The following is a 21,632-nucleotide window of genomic DNA, read 5'->3' as shown; positions in this document are numbered from 1 at the left end:
GCCGTCGGCATCCCCGAACAGCACCCCTGACGGGACGTTGCGGGCCCCCGGGCCCCGGACGGGACCGGCGCTGTCCGACCCGTGCCCCACAATGGACCCACCGGGGATCACCGAACACCGTCGGGCCGCCGTTCACCACGGCGCCGACCGACGGTCGACCGGCCCCGGGAGGGCAGGCCCGCGAGGGGCGGACGAGCATCACGAAGGGGGCCGGAGCCGTGCCGGTGTGGGACGACCTGGTGGGGCAGGACCGGGTGAGCGAGCAGCTCCGCGCCGCCGCCCGCGACGCCGACGCCTTCGTCACCGCCGTCGAGCGCGGCGAGGAGCCCGCCCTCAACGGCTCCGCCATGACCCACGCCTGGCTGTTCACCGGGCCCCCCGGCTGCGGACGCGCCACCGCCGCCCGCGCCTTCGCCGCCGCCCTCCAGTGCCGCAGCCCCGACCGCGCCCTGGGCGGCGCCCCCGGCTGCGGTTTCTGCGACGGCTGCCACACCACCCTGGTCGGCACCCACGCCGACGTGGAGGTCGTCCGCACCGAGGTCCTCACCATCGGCGTCGCCGAGACCCGCGACCTCATCCGCCGCGCCCAGCTCTCCCCGGCCGGCGGGCGCTGGCAGATCATCCTCCTGGAGGACGCCGACCGCCTCACCGAGGGCGCCGGCAACGTCCTGCTGAAGGCCGTCGAGGAGCCCGCCCCGCGCACCGTCTGGCTGCTGTGCACGCCCTCCATCGAGGACGTGCTGCCCACCATCCGCTCCCGCTGCCGCACCCTGTCCCTGCGCACCCCGCCCGTGGACGCCGTCGCGGATCTCCTCACCCGCCGCGACGGCATCCACCCCGACATCGCCGCCGGCGTGGCCCGCGCCACCGGCGGCCACATCGACCGCGCCCGCCGACTGGCCACCGACGAACGCGCCCGGGCCCGCCGCGACGCCGTCCTCACCATCCCCACCCGTCTCGACGACGTCGGCGCCTGCCTGCGCGCCGCCCAACAACTCGTCGACACCGCGGCCGAGGACGCCAAGCAGCTCGCCGCGGAGCTCGACGAGAGGGAGACCGGGGAACTGCGCGCCGCCCTCGGCGCCGCCGAGGGCAAACGCCTGCCGCGCGGCACCGCCGGAGCCATGAAGGAGCTGGAGGAGCGGCAGAAGCGCCGTGCCACCCGCACCCAGCGCGACGCCCTCGACCTCGCCCTCACCGAACTCACCGGCTTCTACCGCGACGTCCTCGCCCACCAGTTCGGCACCGACATCGCCGTCGGCGCGGGCCCCGCCGACGCGGTCGCCCGCGTCGCCGCGTCCTCCCGCCCCGAACAGACCCTGCGCCGCATCGAGGCCATCCTGGACTGTCGCCGCGCCCTGGACCGCAACGTCGCCCCGCTGCTCGCCGTGGAGGCCATGACCCTCTCCCTCCGCGACCCCCTGCCCGCCCGCACCCGGGGCTGACGGGCCGTCACCCTCCGTCGCGCCCGGGGCGGTCGCCGGCCCTCCCGGACCCCGCCGGTCGAACCGGAGGCGCGTGCTCCCCCGTCGGACGGTTAGGCTCCTCCCACGTCGCCGTTCACCTTTCGCCGGGGGAACCATGTCTGCCGCCCGCACGTCCCGCGCCGTCGCCGCCGCCCTCACCGCGACGGCGCTGCTGCTCACCGGCTGCACGGGTGCCTCCGACACCGCCCCCGACGACTCCCTCGGCGCCCCCGCCGGCCACACCGGAGAGATCGAGGACCCGGCCGACGACCTCGAGGACGTGCCCGAGGACCTGCTGCCCTACTACGAGCAGGAGATCACCTGGCGTGACTGCGGCGTCAGCGGCTACCAGTGCGCCACCCTCAACGCCCCCCTGAACCACGACGCCGTCGATCCGGCCGAGGACATCCAACTCGCCGTCTCCCGCATCCGGGCCGTCGGTCCCGCCGAGGAACGCCTCGGCGCCCTCCTGGTCAACCCCGGCGGTCCCGGCTCCTCCGCCGTCGACTTCCTGCAGAACCACGCCGGCACCGGCTTCCCCGCCGAGATCCGCGCCCGCTACGACATCGTCGCCGTCGACCCGCGCGGCACCGGCGGCAGCGAACCCGTCGAATGTCTCGACGACGCCGCGATGGACGCCTTCACCCTCGTCGACCGCACCCCCGACGACGACGCCGAGATCGACGCCCTGACCAACGCGCTGATCGACTTCGCCGAGAGCTGCCGGGAACGCTCCGGCCGACTGCTCGAACACATCTCCACCACCGAGGCCGCCCGGGACCTGGACCTCGTGCGGGCCGTACTCGGCGAGGAGCGCCTGAACTACTACGGAGCCTCCTACGGCACCCACCTGGGCGCCGTCTACGCCGACCTCTTCCCCCACCGGTCGGGCCGGCTCGTCCTGGACGCCGGCGTGGACCCGCGCCTGGACACCCTGACCACCGACCTCATGCAGGCCGCCGGCTTCGAGGCCGCCCTGCACGAGTTCGTCATCGACTGCGTCGAACACGAGGACTGCCCCGTCCTGTCGGTCGACGACATCGCCGACCTCCTCGACGCCCTGGACGCCGACCCCCTGCCCACCGGCGAGGAACGGCCGCTGACCGAGTCCCTGGCCACCACCGCCATCGCCCGGGCGCTGTACAGCGAGACGGCCTGGCCCCGACTGCGCGAGGCCCTGACCCCGGCCGTCGCGGTCGCCCTCGACGTCGAGGAGCTCCGGGCGGAGAACTCCGACGAGGACACGGCCGCCGCCCCCGGCGCGCCGCTGCTGCGCCTCGCCGACGAGTACCACCGCCGCGACGCGCTCGGCGCCTACGGCACCGTGAACTTCGCCTTCCCCGCCATCGGCTGCCTGGACCGCCCCGCCGACCTCACCACTCCCGAGGACGTGCTCGACGCCCTGGACGACTTCGAGGAGACGGCCCCGGTCTTCGGCCGCGACTTCGCCTGGTCCTCGCTGCTGTGCGGGGTGTGGCCGGTGGAGGCCACCGGCGAGCCCGGGCCGGTCCGCGCGGCGGGCGCCGACCCCATCCTGGTCGTCGGCACCACCCGCGACCCGGCCACCCCGTACGCCTGGTCGGAGTCCCTGGCCGACCAGTTGGAGTCCGCCGTCCTGCTCACCCTCGACGGCGACGGCCACGGCGCCTACGGCACCGACGAGTGCGTGGACGCCGCCGTCAACGCCCACCTGATCGACGGTGTGCAGCCGGAGCCCGGCACCACCTGCCCCTGACCCCGCGCGGCCCCGCCCGGCGGGTCCCGCGAGGGGCCCCGCGCGGTCCGGGAACCCCCCTCCCGACCCCACCGCGGGTGTGCGCGGACCGGTCCCGGCGCTGTGTAGACTGGCCCCGGCACATGCCGCCTTAGCTCAGTCGGCCAGAGCGACGCACTCGTAATGCGTAGGTCAAGGGTTCGATTCCCTTAGGCGGCTCCGCCGAAGGCCAGGTCAGACACCCTCTGACCTGGCCTTTCTCGTTGAATCGGCCTGACCCGGTCTCAGTTTCGGGCCCTTGGGCCGGCCCGTACAGGCCGTGCGTGGCCAAAGCGTGGCCACACGCGCAGAGCGTGCACGTGAGCGTGGCCGGAGGGTGCGGAAAGCGGCCGCTGGCCGTTGTCCTCGTTCTTGTATGGCTCCGACAACCCGGGCCGTAGCCTGGAGCGGTGACCGATATCCGCGCCACGCCGGCCTTCAGGAGCCTCACGGCCCGAACCGACGCCGTGTTGCTGACCCGGGGCCTTCAGGTCGAGCCGACCGCCGTGCGGGGCGTGCTCGCCCACGTGGTCACCGTGACCGCCGAACGGATCGGTCTGGACGAGGAGGAGGCTCTCCACCTCGTGTCCCCGGAGACCGTGGCCGACCTCATCGTCGGCGCCGCCGATGAACGGCTCGACGGAGCGGAGAACGCGCACGCCGTCCGCCCAGTCCGCGTCGATGCACGAACCGTCCCAGCCGACCTCAGCACCCTCGGTCGCCTGGTGATGGCCGCCGCCCAAGCTGGCAAGTACGCCGCCAGCAACCACGACAGCCGTGCAGCCACTCACCTGATGGACTTGGCCACCGAGCTCGGCGCGACCCTCACCGCCGACCCCGCCGGGAACGACGGCCCCATGGTCCCCGTCGGGGTTCTGGACGAACTCGCCGACCACCTGGACAGAACGATCGCCCGCATCGAGGAAGCCGAGTGGAGCATCTGTCCCTGCGGCGAGGACCACGATCAGACCGACGTGGACACCGGCGCCGCCCACACCATGCGCCACGACGCCACCCTCGCCCGCAACCTTCGTCGACTCGGCGCTTGATACAGCAGCACGGTCCATATTTCAGGCGAAGGACCGCTTTCTCCTGCGGGGTGCCGATCAGTAGGCTGTGGCGGTAATTCGTCGGTATCCATGTCTCTCGGCCCTACTCTTCCACGGCGGGACGGGATGAGTGCGCTCCGCGAGGTGGTACCGGCGTTGTGGGAGTCAGGGGGTGGGGGTGAGCGACGTGACTGTGCCGTCGCGTATCGGTCCGTACCTTGTCGAGCGGCGGCTCGGCGCGGGCGGGATGGGGGAGGTCTATCTCGCCTACTCGGTTGCGGGTGAACCGGTCGCCGTGAAGGTGATCCGGCCCGACCGTACGGATCCGCACACGCGCGCCCGATTCGAACGCGAGGCGGCGATCGCGCGTACGATCTCGGGCACGGGCCGTGTGGCCCGTTTCATCGAGGCGGACCCGTTCGCCGAGCAGCCCTGGCTGGCCATGGACTACGTCCCCGGTCGCCCGCTCTCCGATGTCGTGAAGGACCAGGGCGCGCTGTCCGCGCCACTCGTGGCGAGCCTTGGCGCGCTGCTGGCCGAAGGACTGGCCGCCGTGCATTCAGCGGGCCTGGTACATCGTGACCTGAAGGCGCAGAACGTCGTTCTCGGGGACTTCGGCCCGGTGATCATCGACTTCGGCCTCGGTGCCTTCGTCGGGGCATCCAAGGGGTCGCTCACACAGGCCGGTGTGGTCATCGGCACAGTTCGCTGCATGCCCCCCGAGCAGGCCCTGGGTGAGCTGGGTGTGACACAGGCTGCCGACGTGTACGGCCTGGGCACCGTACTTCTGTACGCGGCGACCGGGCACTACCCGTACGACGGCGTCCGGTGGGAGGCGGTTGCCGCGCAGGTGGTCAACCCCGAGATCAGCCCCGATCTGTCCGGGCTGCCCGATGAACTGGCCCCCATCGTGAGGGCCATGCTGGCGCACAAGGCGGAGGACCGCCCCTCCTTGGAGGAGGTGACCCGGCAGTGTGCCGACCTCATGCGTCTATTGGGTACGAGTCCGGCTCGTGCACGGCGAGCCCTGATCCAGGAGACGACTGCGCAAGACCATCCCACGATGGTGCAGCCCCAGCCTGATGGGCCGATGCTGGATCGGCTCGACTCGCTCGAGAGGCTGCTGCGCGAAGAGTCGGCCCTCCCCGGGGGGAATATCCCGGCCCAGCCCCCCGGTAGCGAATCCGGCCCGGACACTCCGGCCGAGAGCTCACCCCCGCCCGTACCCGTGTTCGCACAGCAACCTGAGCCCGGGAACGGCAGTCCGGCTGGGCCCGGGCTACAACGGGGTCGTCCCCCCGCTTCCCTACGGGTCGCGGAGAAGTTGCGCGAGCGCTACGCGGCGGGGCCGACGCTCACCTGGCCGAAGCGCTGAACCGCGCTTTTCATCCTTTCGTCGGCAACGCCGGTCCGGAGGGCGGTACAAAGGGTGAGAAACGCCGCCCCCATCCCGTTGACGTCCGCCTCACCGGTCGGCCACTTTCGGACCCCGAGCCGGCACACCGCACACCACGAACACCCAGTCCACAGAGGAGCACCACGTGACCACGGCGATGCAGCCCGAGGTTCCCGAGGCGCGTGACGCCGATACGGCACAGTCGGGGTACCCGGCCGGTTCCAGGCCTGCTTTCGCCCCCGGCGCCCAGGTTCGCATTCGTCACGAGCAGTGGCTCGTGAAGTCCGTCGCGGAGTCCAGTGACGGGTTTTTGGTCGAGGTCAGCGGGGTTTCCTCATTCGTCCGTGGCACGGACGCGATCTTCTACTCCGGGCTCGACCAGATCGACGTACTCGACCCGCGCAAGACCCGGCTCGTGCCCGACGACACCTCCAAGCACGCCAAAGCCCGCCTCTATCTGGAGGCGGTCATCCGTAAGACCGCGCTGCCGCAGACCGAGCACGGCCTCGCGCTCGCCGATTCCTTCCTCATGGACCGGCAGGAGCATCAGCTACGCCCCGCCGAGTTGGCGCTGTCGATGCGAAACCCACAGCCCCGGCTACTCATCGCCGACGTCGTCGGTTTGGGCAAGACGCTGGAGATCGGCATCACGCTCGCGGAGCTGATCCGGCGGGGACGTGGCGAGCGCATTCTCGTGGTCACGCCCGCCCACGTGCTGGAGCAGTTCCAGCGTGAGCTGTGGACCCGTTTCTCCCTGCCGCTGGTGCGACTCGACTCCACCGGTATCCAGCGCATCCAGCAGGAGATCCCGGCAGGTCGGAACCCCTTCGCCCACTTCAAGCGGGTCATCGTCTCCGTCGACACCCTCAAGTCGGCGACATACGCCCACCACCTGAAGAACATCACCTGGGACGCGGTGGTTATCGACGAGTCGCACAATGTCGTGAACAAGGGTACCCACAACAACCGCCTCGCCCGCCGCCTCGCCAAGCGGACCGATGCGCTGATCCTGGCCTCCGCCACTCCGCACAACGGTGACGCCGAGTCCTTCGCCGAGCTGATCCAGATGCTCGATCCGGCGGCGATCGCCGATCCCAAGAGCTACAAGGTTGCCGCTCTCGACCACCTCTACATCAGGCGCACCAAGACCGACCGAGAAGTGCGCGACGGTCTCAAGGACAAGCCCTGGGCCGAACGCGGTGACTCACTGCCGGTGCCGGCTCCGGCGACGCCGAAGGAGGTCGCCGTTCTGGAGAAGCTGGGGAGCGAGTGGACCCCGGGCGACCCCGAGCGTTCGTCGGTCTGCGCCGATCCGCTGGTCGGCTACAACTTCCTGAAGGCATTCCTCTCCTCCCACGTCGCCCTGAGGGAATCCCTCGCCAAGCGCCGCGCATACCTGGACGACCCGAAGCGCCGTATGGCGAGGGGCAAGACCAAGGGCAAGGCCGCGGCGGACACTCCCGAGCGCCGTGCAGCTCTCGCGGCCGAGAGCAAGGCCCTCGCAGAACTGGAGGCACTGGTAGCGGACTTCACCGACCAGGACTCCGCCAAGCTCGATGCCCTCGTGCGCACCCTGAAGGATGACCTCGGCGTCGGCCCGCGCTCCGAGCGCCGCGTCGTGATCTTCTCCGAGCGGGTCGACACCCTGGATTGGCTGGCCCGGGTGGTCCCGTCCCGGCTCGGTTTCACGAAGAACCAGACGAAGGTCGACAAGACGCGCCCGTGGAAGATGTACGGCGGAGCCGTCGAGGTCATGCACGGGGACACCACCAACGACCAGCAGCAGCAGGAGATCGTCGACCGCTTCGGCCGACGTGATGAGCCGGTGCGGCTGCTGTTCACCGGCGACATCGCGTCCGAGGGCGTCAACCTGCACCACCAGTGCCACGATCTCATCCACTACGACCTTCCCTGGTCCCTCATCCGCATCGAGCAGCGGAACGGGCGTATCGACCGCTACGGGCAGGCGGTCAGCCCCGAGTTCCGGGCGCTCTCTCTCATCGCCGACGTGCCGTGGCGGCGTGACAAGGAGAGCGGCGAGATGCTCACGCTCGATGACCGGCTCGTCGGCACCCGTCTCCTGCGGCGCGAGGCCCAGGCGCACGAGATCGAGACCGGCGAGGGGAGCGCCGAGGCGGTAACCGGCCTCTACAACGACAAGAAGGAAGAGGACCGCCTCACCCGCGACCTCATCAAGGGCGGCACCGTCGAACGCTCCATCAAGCAGTCCCAGCAGGAGTCCGGTGGGGTGCTCGCGGGACTCCTCGCCGGCGCCAACGCCAGGCTTGCCGACCCGGCGGCCACTCGTGCCATCCTCGGCACGGCCCCGGTGCCCGAGGCCGATGTGCCCCATGTCTTCGCCGACACCAAGGCGTACTTCCACGCCGCTATGGATCTGATCTACCCGCAGGCCGAACGTGAAGCGCTCAACTGGAGGCCCGAGACGGCCCATGGTCGTATCGAGTTCACCCCTCCCGCCGACCTGCAATACCGATTCCGGGAGCTGCCGAAGTCGTACCTGGAGCAGGAGAAAATCCTCACCACCTCCAAGTACGACGGCACGCTGCGCATCACATTCGACAAGCAGTACGCCGCCGATCGGCTGGAAGCCGCTCGCAACGCCAAGCAGGGCAAGTCCGACCAGCCGACCTCCCAGTGGCCCAACGTCTCCTACGTGTCCGATATCCACCCCGTACTCGACTGGGTGACGGACAAGGTCCTCGCCAAGCTCCGTTACGACGAGGCGTTTGTCCTCGCCTACCGACCCGACCTCGACAAGGCCAAACGGATCGACGTCGCCCTGCCCGCGGCCCTCACCGGTCCGGTTTACCTCCTCCAAGGCGTCTATTCCAACGCGGCGGGCAAGCCGACGGTCGTGGAGTGGATGGCCGTCACCGGTCTCGCCGAGGCCGCTCCCCGGGTCTGGCGGATGGATTCGGCGTTCCTCACGGCCTGCGGAGTCGGACCCGACATGCCCGGCCGTGGGCGGCCCGTCGATCCCGTCCTTCTCCAGGATCTTGTTCCCGCAGCCGTCGACGTGGCTGAGACCCATATGCGCGAACGCCGCGCCGACTACGACGAGCAGGTTGATCGTTATTTGGCCCCCTACGAGGATCGGGTGCAGGTCTGGGAGCAGGGGGCCCTGATCGCCGTAGGCAACCAACAGCACCGCCGTAAGGAGGTGTACGACACCGCTGCTCGCCGCCGCGACCTCGTACGCCGCCTGCGTACCGATGGCGACCCGATGCTGCGGGTCCTCGGCGTGCTCGAACCTCTCCACACCCCCACCGCGTCCGCCGCGCACGATGAGGAGTCCGCACGATGAGCTACACCTACGACTCCTTCGCCAACCGCGGCGAGTACTTCTCCGCCCACTACTTCAGCGAGGAACTGCAGAACACCCTCAAGCGGACCAAGGTGGGTGAAGAGGGCCTGTTCGCGCTGTGGACGAGCCGTGAGACGGATCCATACGACCCACAGCCCACGCCACGCGAACTCCTGCCCCGGCTCCGTGGTGAGTACCAGACCACCACGCGTCCCTTTCTCGCCTCCCGCGCCACCGAGGAAGATCTCGGCAGCACCTACGACGATCCGACGGGCGAGTGGGCCGAGCGCATCACCACCTGGCACACCGCTGTCCTCAAAGCCCTCGGCTACGGTGACCGGCCCGAGGCGGTCACCGTGCACAACGCGGGCAGGGAGTACGAAGTTCACGTCGCCTGGCATGGAGACGGGGTCGTCGCCCTTGACTGTGGTTGGACCGCCACTCTGGACGACGCTCTCGACCCCGAAGGGGCCGGACGACTTCTCCACCCCCTCAAGACCGCTGACGGCCTCCTCGAAGTCGGCGAGAAGTTGGCGGACTGGCTCTTCCAAAGCGAACTGCACGAACCCGGCGGCGACGCCCCCCGCTTCATTCTGCTGCTCTGCGGTGGTGTGATCGTCCTGGCCGACCGCAACGCCTGGGCCGAGGGCCGCTACCTCGCCGCCGGCCTCGACGCGGCCCTCGCCCGAAACGACACGGCGAAGATGGGCGAACTCGCCCTCCTCGCCGCCCTCTTCTCCCACGACATGCTCGCGCCTCGCCCGGACGGCAAGGGCCGACGCATCGACGACCTGATCAAGGCATCCCGAGACAACGCCGTCGGCGTCAACACCGAGCTCCGCAAGGGGCTCCAACGCTCGGTCGAGATCATCGCGAACGAGGTGCTGGCCCGCCTGCGAGAGGCGGAGGTCGAGCCGCGGGAGATCGAGGACCTCAAGAAGGGCCCGTTCGCCAAGCAGCTCACCCGCGAATCGCTGCGCTACCTCTACCGCATCCTCTTTCTCCTGTACGCCGAGGCACGCCCCGAGCTGGGCATCCTGCCCGCCGATGACTCCACCTACGAGGCTGGCTACTCGATCGCCCGACTGCGCGAACTGGTGGCGCGTGACCGGAAGCTGGTCGATGAGGACAGTCGGGGTGGCTTCCATCTCTTCGCCTCCCTCGATGTCCTCTTCAACAAGGTCAACCACGGTCACCGTCCGCATGGCACCGAAGCCGACGATTACAAGCCCGCCGACCAGCGCAGCGAACAGCGTGGCCTGCGCTTCGAGCCGCTACGCAGCGAGCTGTTCGATGCCAAGGCGATCACCCTCATCGGCACTCGTGTCCTGGATCCCCGCTGGGACGAGGACGGGGACGAGCCACCGCGGTGGCTGGACCTGCGGTTGCGCAACGAGGCCCTGCACCAGGTGCTACGCCTGCTCACCATGAAGGAGGCCGCCCAGAAGGGCCGGCAGGGCGGCTTCATCTCCTACCGCAACCTCGGCATCAACCAGCTCGGCGCTGTCTACGAAGGTCTGATGTCCTACACCGGCATCATCGCCGAGGAGGAACTGGCCGAGGTCGCCAAGCCCGGCGCGAAGAAGGGCGGCAAGCAGTACGGCGATCCGGAGAAGGGCTCCTGGCTCATCCCCGCTCACCGGCTGAACGACTACCCGGAGAACACGCACGTCGTGTACTCCGCCGAGGACGCCGAACAGTACGGCCTGCGCGGCCCCAAGAAGTACGCCCCGGGCACGTTCGTCTACCGCCTGGCCGGCCGTGACCGCGAGACATCCGCCTCGTACTACACCCCTGAGTCCCTCACCAGGGTCACCGTCGAGCTGGCGCTCAAATACCGCCTCGACCAGGAAAAGGACGCCGGCGGCAACACGGTCCGGACACGCGCGAGCGAGTTGCTGCGATACACGATCTGCGAGCCGGCCCTGGGTTCGGGGGCGTTCCTCAACGAGGCGATCAATCAGGTCGCCGAGGAGTACCTCAAGCGCCGCCAGGAGGAGCTGGGCGTCAGCCTCGACACATCGAAGACGCTCGACGCAAAGCAGAAGGTGAAGGCGTACATTGCCCTCCACAACGCGTACGGCATCGATCTGAACGCGACGGGTGTGGAGCTTGCCGAGGTGTCGTTGTGGCTCAACACCATGCACCCGGGTATGCGTGCCCCTTGGTTCGGTCTGCACCTGCGGCGCGGCAATTCCCTTATCGGTGCACGGCGCTGAGTGTACGAGGCGGAGCGCATCAAGAAGGAGCGGACCATCGGCGCGCATACGCCGACCAAGCTGCCGTTCCGAGCGCCCGAGGACGGCGCGGAGCAGCCACTCCCGGACGGGGCAGTACACCAGTTCCTCCTACCCACCCCGGGCTGGGGCGCGGTTGCGGGAGCGAGCGGAGACGCGAAGAAGCTCGTCGAGCAGCTCGCCGGACCACAGGTGGTGAAGCTGAAGGCATGGAAGACGCGCATCAAGGCCAAGCCCAAGACGACGGGCGGCAAGAGCAGTCAACTCGCCCGCTTGCAGGCTGCGGCGAGCCGAGTCGAATTCCTATGGAAGCTCGTCGCCAAGCGCATGGAACTGAGCGAACGGGAGATCGCCCGCACCATCGAAGTGTGGGGTAGTGATCACGAGGAGGACACGGCCGAGTACGCCTTCCTCCGCCGCGACAAGCAGAACACGAACCAGGGCCTGCCCTTGACCAAGGAGCAGGTCTTCAAGGACCTCTTCGAGGCGGAGGGGTCGCCGTACTGGCGGCTCAAGCAGGTCATGGACGCGTGGTGTGCGTTGTGGTTCTGGCCGTTGGACAAGGTGGGATTGCTGGACGGCACGGACGCGGAGTACGACACTGCCCCGGTGGTGACGGCCCCCGCGGGGGCCGACCTGGACGCGCTGCTGTCGTCGGTGGCCGAGCAGGCTGCCGAGAGCGGGCAGCCGCCCGTGCCCGAGCCGACGCCCGCTCCTCGGTTCGTCGAGAGCGGCCTGCTGTTCGCCATGGAGGGCGACCAGTTGTCCCTGGGTGATGACGGAGACGATGACGGACTCGTGGAGAAGCGCCAGGTCAAGAAGGCCCGCTCCTCCTCCAGGCCCAAGAAGACCGGCGTGTCGGCGCGCCGCCGGGACATCATCCCGCTCGTGGACCTGGATGACTGGCTAGAGTTCCTGGAGTCCATGGTGGGGACGGGTCCGGTCCCGGAGAACACCCTTGCCACGACCGTCGACTCCCTCGAAGAGCTGAAGGCTCTCGAAGACCTGATCCAGGACGAGATGGGCATGGACGATGCCCGCAAGGCTGTCGAGACGCGGTACCCGTGGATGCGTGTCGTCCGCAACATCGCCGAGGAAGAGGGCTTCCTACACTGGGAGTTGGACTTCGCGGGCGTCTTCGTTGGTGAGGCGGGGGGCTTCGACCTGCAGGTAGGGAACCCGCCGTGGGTGCGGCCGACGTGGAACGAGGACTCCGTTGTCGCGGAGTACGAACCGTGGTTTATGCTCACAGAAAAGCCAAAGGGTGACGAGAAGAAGAGAAAACGTGAAGCTGAGCTGGCGCGCAAAGAGGTGCAGCAGTATTTGCTCGGCGAGTTGAAGAATACGGCAGCGACGGCAAGCTATCTTTCGGCATTGCCCACTTATCCGTTGATTGTGGGAACCAAGCCAGACCTCTACCGGGCATTCATGTGCGAAGTATGGGGTCACGCCGGGAGCGGCGGAACTGCAGGAATGGTGCATCCCGACACTCACTTTCGTGGCGGCGCGGAGGCGGAGCTGCGTGCGGCGGCATATCGGCGCCTTCGAGTGCACGGCGACTTTGTCAACGCAGGAAACCGCTTCTTCCCCCCGCCGGTGGGGCGATCAAGTCACTTTGGCGTACACATCTACGGAGCCGAAGGTGAGGTCTCCTTCGACTCGCTGTCTTGGCTCTTCACTGTCGACTCGCTGCGGTTGTCTGCTGCTGCCGACGGTGAGGGCGCGGACCCGGGAGTCAAGTACGACCGAGACTGGGACGAGCGCCCCCATCCGAAGCGTGTCGTTCACGTCACGACGGAAACCCTTGAGCGCTGGCGTCGACTCGCGGGTGATGAAGGGCCCTTGGAGCACACACGTCTACTCACGCCCGTAAGTACAGCCGAGGACCCGGCAATTGATGCTCTTGGTGCTTACCCTCTCCGTCTCGGCATGTTGAAGCCGGGGATCTTTATCGGTTTCGATGAAGGCGCCTCGAAGAAGGCGAAATTTGGCCCTGATAAGGACCAGAGGCTCTTTGACTACAACACCGGGAGCGCGAGTCAAGAGGACTATCAGGTGCAGGCATGGAGTGACGTCATTCTCAAGGGGCCACAGATCGGTGTGGCCAACCCGATGTTCAAGCAGCCCAGCCAGGGCGGTGGCGAGGTGCGCGGCCTCGACCCTAGGTTGCTTGTCGACAAGGCTGTTCCGGAGTCGGAGTATCGACGAGTTGCTCCTCGCGATGTATTCATGGGGGCGCAGGAAAAGTGGCTAAATTGGGAGAAGTATGAGCAGTTGATTGCCTCTCAGGAGGAGCGAGCGCAAGCTCGACTCTGGATCGCTGAGCAATGCGAGATGGAGCCTGAGGAGGTCGGGGACGAGCAAGTCGAGAAGTTCCTGTTGGCCAAGGCAACTTATCCGTACAGTCAGGAGTTTCGAGTCGCGTGGCGTGAGATGATCGCCCCCGACACTGAGCGGGCCTTGTATGGGGCACTCATCCCGCCTGGAACAACGCATATCCACGCAGTCCATTCTGCTTGTTTCTCTGACAAACGGCTGACTGCTCTTGTGGCGGGTTTTCTGGCTGGGCTACCCGTGGATTATCTACTGCGAACTGCAGGTGCGGGTCACCTCGATGTCGCTCAGACCAGGCGGCTCCCGGCTCCACAAGAAGACCACCCACTGGCCCCCGCCCTTCTCTTCCGTACCCTCCGCCTGAATGCCCTGACCGCCGCCTACGCCGATCTGTGGGCAGAGCTCTATGATCCCAAGTGGCGGGGCGGCGAGCTATGGGCGATCGACTGGCCCAATCTCAAGACCGAGCTGCACGACGTCACCCCCACCTGGCAGCGCGACACCCCGCTCCGTACGGAATATGCCCGCCGTGCTGCCTTGGTCGAGATCGACGCGCTTGTCGCTGTATGGCTCGGCATCGACGCGGACACGCTCCTCGCCATGTACCGGGCTCGTTTCCCGATCATGCAGGACTTCGACCGGGTTACCTGGTTCGATGCCAATGAGCGGAAGATTGCCGGGGACCGCTACACGTACGGCTTCGACCAGACCAAGGAGCACTGGACCCAGTTCGAGACCTACCTGGCCGCCGTGGGAGCCCCCAAGGAGAATGGAGTTCTTCCGGCCCCGGCCGATGCCGACGCGCTCACCCCCAATGGCTATACCGCCCCCTTCTACAAGGCCAACCGCGAGCGTGAGATGCGGGAGGCCCACGCCTACTTCAAGAAGCGCTTGGACGAGGCTGTGGCGAAGGGGCTGTGGGATCCGGTGAAGATGGAGGTCCCGAACCAGTGAGGCCGACCCTCGAAGCACAGGGACTCAAGGAGAGCCTGCTCCAGTACCTGTCCACGACGTACGGCCTTGCGGACGAGGGCGCCCGTAAGGCTCTGCAGGCTTTCCTCGGGGATGAAACGACGGGCATGTTCCGCGGCCCGTATCTGCGGCTGCGTACGCCGTTCACGCCGGCCGAGGACGGATGGCAGCAGCACCTGGACTGGGTGCGCACCGACGGCTGGACGCCGTACGCGCACCAGGCCCGTGCCTTCGCCCGACTCACCTCGAAGGATGGGCACTACCCACAGCCGACCCTCGTGACAACGGGTACGGGGTCCGGCAAGACGGAATCGTTTCTCTACCCCATTCTCGATCACTGCGCCCGCGAGCGCCCGGCCGGGAACACTGGGGTCAAGGCGATCATTCTCTACCCGATGAACGCTCTGGCCTCCGACCAGGCGGTCCGCCTCAACAAATTGCTCACCGAATACGAGGAGCTGAGCGGAGTACGCGCTGGTCTCTACATCGGGGACAAGGCGGCGACGCACTACGACCGGGTCTACACCCGCCGCCAGGACATGCAGCTGTCCCCACCGGACATCCTGATCACCAACTACAAGATGCTCGATCTGCTTCTACAGCGTGCTGCCGACGCGCCGCTGTGGGACGGCAGCGACATCCGCTATGTGGTTGTCGACGAGTTTCACACCTACGACGGTGCGCAGGGCACCGACGTGGCCATGCTGCTGCGGCGCCTGGCCATCGCTGTCGGTGCCAGCCAACCCGATAGTCCACTCGGCGCGATCACCCCTGTCGCGACCTCCGCAACTCTCGCGTCCGGCACCGGTGAGGACGGGATACGGCAACTGCTCTCCGTGGCCACCAATGTCTTCGGTGTCGAATTCACCGAGGATGCCATCGTGGGGGAGGACCGACTGACGGTCGACGAGTTCATGCTCGACGAGTCGATCTCGGACGCGAAGTTTCTTCCCGGCCAAGCCGCGCCTCCCGAGACGTTGACCGCTCTGCCGGAGCCGGCATCCGGCCCCGAAGCGCTCGCGGACCTGGCCGAGGCGGTCACCGGGAGCCGCACCATCGATCCGATAGCCCTTGGTGCCGCACTCAAGCGCAACCGGCTCACATACGCGGTCCTGAACGCGTTCGACGGCACCGTGCGCACCTACGACGAGGTGCTGGACGTGATGCGCCGCAGCGGGGCGAAGAGCTGGGATGAGGCGATCACGACGCGGCCGCAGGTCGCCGCCCTGGCCCTCGCCCGTTTCGTGGCCCTGCTGTCCGTGGCGCGTGATCCGGAGGCGCCGACCGGGAGCAACCGGCCCTTCGTGCAGGTCGAGGTGCATCAGTGGGCGCGGTCCGTCACGCGGATGCTGCGTGGTGTGTTGCCCTGGCCGAGGGCCGAGTTCGCCTGGGACATGGCCGGAGGGGGGAGTCAACGGCGTGCGACACCCAACACGACCACCTCGCGCGAGACCAAGGTCTTCCTGCCCGCGGTGTACTGCCGCGAGTGCGGGCGGTCCGGCTGGTCGGTCCTCGCCCCGGAGTCGGACCTGGAGGAGCTGAGCTTCGACGCCCACAAGATCCGTCGGGCCACGGTGACCGCCGACAAGGCCAAGGTGCGCACCCTGGTGGCGGCCACGGACAACGAGGCCCGTGAGGGCAACGGCCGTACCGCCATGGACCGGGCGGGGCAGAAGTCACTGACCACCGGCGGTGCCGGCGTGCTCATGGTGCTCGACGGCACGTCCAGTCGCCTGCGCCTGCCCGACCCCCGGGACGACTACGACGATGAGGGTGATCCGCAGCCGGCCGGCTCCGATTCGGCTTTCGTCCTGGTCCAGCTCGGCGACACCGCCGAGCGGGCGGCCAAGGATGACTGGTGCCCGGCCTGCGGAACGCACAACGCGATCCGCTTCCTGGGCACGGGTGCTGCCGCGCTCGCCGCCGCGTCCGTCACCCAGCTGTTCACCGGCGGGGAGATGGACAAGGAGCAGCGTGAGACGAAGACGTTGATGTTCAACGACTCGGTACAGGACGCCGCGCACCGGGCCGGTTTCGTCGCCTCCCGGTCGTACACCTTCTCCCTGCGGGCCCTGTTCGCTAAACACCTGAGCGAGCAGCGACCGAGCGTGCTCAACGACCTCGTCGCCGATGTCGTCGCGGCCACCACCGACCGCGAGACCCTCGCCGCCGTCGTCCCACCGGATCTGCACGATGACACGGGCGTGGCGCGTCTGCTGTCGGGCAAGGGCCGCGGCGGGGACAGGAGAACCTGGGACCTGATCGGGGAACGGTTCGCCTTTGAGGCCGTGATGGAGTTCGGGCACCGTTCCCGCAACGGCCGTACCTTGGAGCTGACCCGCACCGCCGCCGCGTGGGTGGGCATTCCGGACGAGCGGGCAGCCGTGGCGATCGTACGTGCTGTCCATGAGGAGTCCACTCACCGCGGGCGGGCACTCACCGAGCACGAGGACGCCCGCTATTTGGCCTTTCTACGCGGTCTGTTGGACCGGCTGCGCACGCGGGGGGCGGTCGGACACCGGTGGTTGGAGAAATTTCTGGACGAAGCCGGCACCAGCCGTTACTTCATCTGGGGTGGCCGTCCGCGCGGCATGAAGGCATTTCCCAAGGGGGTCTCCGCCCCGACCTTCCTCCTCGCCCGACCCAAGCAGAGCAGCGAGTTCGACTTCGCAGCCGGACGGCTGTCCTGGTACCAGACCTGGGCCCAGCGCTGTCTCGACATGACCCGTGAACAGGCCGATGAGTTCTGGGTGCGGCTGCTGCCCCGACTCACCGACGCCGGACTGCTCGCGGCGCGTACCCCGCGTGATACGGCGGTCCGCCTCTACGGTCTCCAACCAGGTGCCGTGTGTCTGCAGTTGTTGCCCGATGCCCAGGTCAACGAATCGTATGTGCGCTGCCCGAAGTGTTTTTGGGAGCAGACCGTTCACCCTTCGCTGCTGGCGCAGTATCACGGGCAGCCCTGCCTGGCGTACCGCTGCGCGAATGGACGGCTCGTCGCGGGTGACCGGTGGCTGGAGACCGTGGACCGGCATGATCGGGACCGCGACTACCGCGACGACTACTACCGCAGCCTTTACCGGCGCGCCGGCACCTACCAGGTCATCACGGCTGAGCACACGGGACTGCTCTCCCGTGGCAAGCGCGAGCGCGTCGAGGAGGCGTTCCGCGACGGCAAGGGCTTCAACGATCCCAACGTGCTGTCCTGCACGCCCACTCTGGAGATGGGTATCGACATCGGTGACCTGTCCGCCGTCGTCCTCGGCGCCCTGCCGCGCCGGCCTGCCAACTATGTCCAGCAGGCGGGCCGGGCCGGCCGCCGTACCGGTAACGCCTTTCTGCTGACCATCCCCGACCGCACTCGCCGTGACCTGTACTTCCTCGACCGGCCACGGGACATGATCGACGGACGAATCGTGCCGCCGGGCTCGTATCTCTCGGCCATCGAGATCCTGCGCCGCCAGTACACCGCGCACCTCCTCGACCTCGCGGCGCGTGGCCGGCTGCTGCGAGAGGATGGCAAGCCGCTGGCGGCGCTGCCGCGCCGGGTCGATGAGCTGTTCGGCCCCTCCGGTTACCTCACCGACTTCACCGAGGCTGCTCTCGCCCACGGAGAGGAGCTCGCCTCGGGCTTCCTCGCGCTTTTTCCGACCGGCGTGAGCGAGACGGCCCGGGAAGAACTGAGGCGGTACGCGATCCGGGGCATCCGCAGCGCGATCGAGAAGGCCGAGCGGGAATGGGAGCGCGAGAACCAGAAGCTGCGTACCCGCATCCGCACGATCCGCTCGGCGATCGACGAGCTCAAGGAAGGAGACGACGAACAGGCCAGAACAAAGGCGGAGTTGGAGGCGGAACTGGGTGCCGTCTCGAAGCAGGGCGCCGCGCGTCAGCGCCGGCCCGCTCAGGCTGTGTTGTGCGACCTCGGCCTGCTGCCCAACTATGCCCTCATCGACGCCGTGACCACTCTCGATGCCACCATGTTCTGGCCCGAGGGCACCACGCCCGAGGGACGGGACCGCTACAAGTCGAAATCGTTCTCCTATGGGCGACCGCGCAGCTTCGCCCTTTCCGAGCTCGCCCCCGGCAACACCTTCTACGCCGAGGGCTACAAGCACCGGATCACCGGCATCGACATCGTCACCGGCCGGGACCACGACTGGCGCCACTGGCGCTTCTGCCCCTCATGCGGCTACGTCCGGACCGAGAACGCCGAGAACGACATCACGCCGTGCCCGCGCTGCGGAGAGGCGGGCATCGCCGACTCCGGCAGTCTGTGGCAGATCGTGCAGCCCAGCGTCGTCACGGCCCGAGACAAGCGCGAAGACGCCAGGATCGGCGACGAGAGTGATGACCGGGAGCGTCGCTTCTACACCGTCGTCGACATGGTCGACATCGACCCCAAGGACTTCGCCGCCGGCAAGTCCTGGCGACACACCAAGGAGATCTTTGGCGTCGACTACACCCGGCGGGCCGTCATTCGTCGCGTCAACACCGGACCGCTCAGCATCGGAGCCCAGGAGAACGACCAGCTTGCCGGGCGCCCCGTGCGTATCGCGCCGTTCCACGTGTGTACCGCTTGTGGGGCCGCGAGCGCTGACGGACGCCCGGTCTTCGACGACGACCGCGATGCCGTGGACAACTCCGCCAACCGGCAGCGCGAACTCAAGCACCACACCCCCTGGTGTCCGCTGCGACGCGGCAAGAAGGGCGTGCCACAGGAAGCCGTCCTGCTGGCCCACGAGCTGGAGACCGAGGCCCTGCGCATCCTGCTGCCCGCCGCGACCGTTCTCGTCGAGGAGAAGGTGCATTCCTTCCAGGCAGCCCTGCGGCTGGGCGTGGACGACGCCTTCGGCGGCGACCCGCAGCACCTCGACACCACCCTCGCCACCATGCCGGACCGCGACACCGCTGAGAAGCGCCACTTCCTCGTCCTGTACGACCGCCTCCCGCACGGCACCGGTTACCTCGACCGACTCACCGACCCGGTGGCCTTCCGGCAGGTGCTCGAAGGCGCACGTCGGCTCCTCGTGGAGTGCCCCTGCAACGGAGAGGGCGGGCCGGCTTGCCACCGCTGCCTGTACCGCTACGCCGACGAACAGCAGATCGAGCGCGTCTCCCGTCAGGCCGCCCTGGAGATCTTTGACGAACTCCTCGGCACCGACACCGACGCATGGGTCACCAAGCCGGTCGGCAACACCGACCAGATCGGACTCGACGGCCAGGTCGAGTCCGACCTCGAGGCGCGCTTCCTCAGGGCCCTGCGCGGGTGGGTCGGACAGCGCGGTGACGCCGTCCTGGAGGAGAGCGGCGACAACAGCGCCTACCTGCGTCTCGACGAGTTCGGCACCGTGCACGGGTGGCGTTTGACCCCCCAGCGCAACGAGGGTTTCACCCGTACCGACTTCACCTTCGAACGCACCGACGGCCCCAAGCAGAAGATCATCGTCTACCTCGACGGGCATCGCTACCACGCCACTCGCCGTCACAATCGGCTCGCCGGCGATGCCGACAAGCGCAACCGACTCCGCGCGGAAGGCCGGACAGTATTCCAGCTCACCTGGGACGACCTCGCCGCCTTCGAGCGGCAGACGGACACAGCGGAATCCGCAGCTGGGCGGGACGCGGCCGAACCGGTATGGCCGCCCTATCCCCGCAGCGCCCAGGACGTTGCCAAGCGGCTCTATGCCGAGCACGGCGGCGACGACCTCGCGGACACCGCCTTCACCGACCCGATGACCATGCTCCTCGCGTATCTGCGCAGCCCCGACAAAGCGGCCTGGGGGAAGCGGGCCTCGGCTGTCATCGGCGGGCTCCTTATGACCGACAGGGAAATCCTCGTCGGCAACGGCACCTCCGATCAGACCCGCCACGCACTCGACCGCCTCCTCGACGCCTGGGGCCGCACCGATGGTCTCGACCTGGCTCCCGTCCAGGGCACGGGCACGCTCAACCTCTTCCAGACCTGCGACCGGTCCGGCCTGCCCGTCGCCATCCTCGTCGATGCCGCCACCGGCCGCTGGTCCGCTCTGACCTGCCTCGACGACACCACACCCGACCAACTCGGCACAGCCGAACACAAGGGGCGCTGGCGCTCCTGGCTCCAGTGGTCCAACATCCTGCAGTTCCTCGCCCACGACAGCGGCGACGGCATTCAACTGACCACCTCCACCGCGGGCCGCTTCGATACCGCCATGCTCAAGGTCTTCGGAGGCATCGGAGAACTCGAATCCCTCGTCGTGCGGTACGGCACCAACACTCTCTCTCATCAACCCGCGCCCTCGCCGGCGTCCCGGGACACGCCTTTGGAAGCGGCGGTGCGGGATCTGCTGTGGGACCGGGAGGTCCTCGAATACCTCGACGAGGACGAACCCGACGCCCCTCTCACCCGCCTCGCCCACGCCTTGGCCGACAGCGGCAAAAAGGCCCCTGCCTATGGCTATGAACTGGGCGAACGCGGGTGGCTCGCCGACTTCGTCTGGGACCACGGCGACCTCCGGATCGCCGTCATGGCCGAGCAGCACGATCAGGAGGACGACGAGAGCGACAAGACCTGGAGGGCCTACCGCGACGCCGGCTTCACGATCCGATCGGCCGAGGACTGGCTCGCCGAGCTCGACACCCTCCTTGTCGCCCTCCCCGACGCCGACGCCCGTCCCGACTCGGAAGAACAGAGTGCCGCACGATGACCGCACGCCTCAGCCTCTACCAGAAGGCCGAAAACGAGCTCTACAAGATGGACTCGTCGGTCAAGACGAAGTTCTACGACTTCTGCCACCAGTTCCGTCTCAACCCCGATCACCCCAGCCTCGACCTCAAGCCACTCAAGGGCGATGGCCGGATCCACCGTGCCAAGATCGATCGTTCCTACCGGGCGCTCCTCGCCCGGGCGGGGAGCGGCGCCGACGGCGTGCAGCAATGGCTGATCGTCGCGGTGCGCCACCGCAAGGACGTGTACGAAGAACTCAGCGTCGCCATCAACCGGATCACCGGTGAAATCGAGTTCGTCGACCTTGGCGTGGTCGGCCAGAGCGTGCTCCAACGGGCGGGGCTCCAGCTCACTCCCTCCCCGGACGAGCAGGACGCACCGGTGGCGCCCACCC

General features: G+C 68.2%; 10 protein-coding genes and 1 tRNA gene. 10 read left to right on the top strand and 1 reads right to left on the bottom strand.

Going from position 1 to position 21,632, the window contains the following annotated elements; all coding sequences use genetic code 11:
* The first annotated feature begins 218 nt into the window (after positions 1–218).
* The 5 genes from FOE67_RS01945 to FOE67_RS01925 all read left to right on the top strand — a co-directional run bounded on the left by FOE67_RS01945 (position 219) and on the right by FOE67_RS01925 (position 5,643).
* Positions 219–1,445: a DNA polymerase III subunit delta' gene (locus FOE67_RS01945; protein ID WP_182659989.1), complete on the top strand. Its 1,227-nt coding sequence runs from the start codon at positions 219–221 to the stop codon at positions 1,443–1,445.
* Between the two features lie 136 nt (positions 1,446–1,581).
* Positions 1,582–3,201 carry an alpha/beta hydrolase gene (locus FOE67_RS01940; protein ID WP_182659988.1) on the top strand — a complete coding sequence of 540 codons (1,620 nt, stop codon included), beginning with the start codon at positions 1,582–1,584 and terminating at the stop codon, positions 3,199–3,201.
* A gap of 124 nt (positions 3,202–3,325) precedes the next feature.
* Positions 3,326–3,399 (top strand) — tRNA-Thr (locus tag FOE67_RS01935).
* Between the two features lie 230 nt (positions 3,400–3,629).
* Positions 3,630–4,268, top strand: a complete 639-nt coding sequence (locus tag FOE67_RS01930; RefSeq protein WP_182659987.1) for a hypothetical protein — start codon at positions 3,630–3,632, stop codon at positions 4,266–4,268.
* Positions 4,269–4,446: 178 nt separating this feature from the next.
* Entirely contained in the window at positions 4,447–5,643 is a 1,197-nt protein-coding gene (locus FOE67_RS01925) for a serine/threonine-protein kinase (protein WP_182659986.1), read from the top strand.
* Between the two features lie 355 nt (positions 5,644–5,998).
* Here the strand turns inward: FOE67_RS01925 and FOE67_RS30730 are convergent, their stop codons facing one another.
* Positions 5,999–6,211 (bottom strand): hypothetical protein, encoded by a 213-nt coding sequence (locus tag FOE67_RS30730; RefSeq protein ID WP_228473465.1) that lies wholly within the window; start codon positions 6,209–6,211, stop codon positions 5,999–6,001.
* Positions 6,212–6,241: 30 nt separating this feature from the next.
* Between FOE67_RS30730 and FOE67_RS01920 the strand changes: the two genes are divergently transcribed.
* The 5 genes from FOE67_RS01920 to FOE67_RS01905 form a co-directional block, all read left to right on the top strand.
* The gene (locus FOE67_RS01920) at positions 6,242–8,989 is read left to right on the top strand and encodes a DEAD/DEAH box helicase (RefSeq protein WP_267133286.1); all 2,748 of its coding nucleotides are present in this window, start codon (positions 6,242–6,244) and stop codon (positions 8,987–8,989) included.
* Positions 8,986–11,208 (top strand): hypothetical protein, encoded by a 2,223-nt coding sequence (locus FOE67_RS28785; RefSeq protein WP_228473463.1) that lies wholly within the window; start codon positions 8,986–8,988, stop codon positions 11,206–11,208. The genes FOE67_RS01920 and FOE67_RS28785 overlap by 4 nt, the downstream gene beginning before the upstream one ends.
* Positions 11,209–14,514 (top strand): hypothetical protein, encoded by a 3,306-nt coding sequence (locus FOE67_RS28780; protein ID WP_228473462.1) that lies wholly within the window; start codon positions 11,209–11,211, stop codon positions 14,512–14,514.
* Positions 14,478–21,218, top strand: a complete 6,741-nt coding sequence (locus tag FOE67_RS01910) for a DEAD/DEAH box helicase (protein ID WP_323384041.1) — start codon at positions 14,478–14,480, stop codon at positions 21,216–21,218. The genes FOE67_RS28780 and FOE67_RS01910 overlap by 37 nt, the downstream gene beginning before the upstream one ends.
* The coding region (locus FOE67_RS01905) for a type II toxin-antitoxin system RelE family toxin (RefSeq protein ID WP_369075283.1) at positions 21,215–21,632 on the top strand (418 nt) is incomplete at its 3' end. The genes FOE67_RS01910 and FOE67_RS01905, both read left to right, overlap by 4 nt.

The organism is Streptomyces calidiresistens (assembly GCF_014141525.1).
GTDB lineage: Bacteria > Actinomycetota > Actinomycetes > Streptomycetales > Streptomycetaceae > Streptomyces > Streptomyces calidiresistens.
The sequence above is the reverse complement of the archived record's forward strand: the minus strand, read 5'-3'. Positions and strand labels throughout refer to the sequence as shown.

Excerpts from the sequence above, each read along its gene's own strand:
- FOE67_RS01940 (WP_182659988.1), top strand. The coding sequence starts at position 1,582 with ATGTCTGCCGCCCGCACGTCCCGCGCCGTCGCCGCCGCCCTCACCGCG.
- FOE67_RS30730 (WP_228473465.1), bottom strand. The coding sequence starts at position 6,211 with ATGCTCCTGCCGGTCCATGAGGAAGGAATCGGCGAGCGCGAGGCCGTG.
- FOE67_RS01920 (WP_267133286.1), top strand. The coding sequence starts at position 6,242 with ATGCGAAACCCACAGCCCCGGCTACTCATCGCCGACGTCGTCGGTTTG.
- FOE67_RS28785 (WP_228473463.1), top strand. The coding sequence starts at position 8,986 with ATGAGCTACACCTACGACTCCTTCGCCAACCGCGGCGAGTACTTCTCC.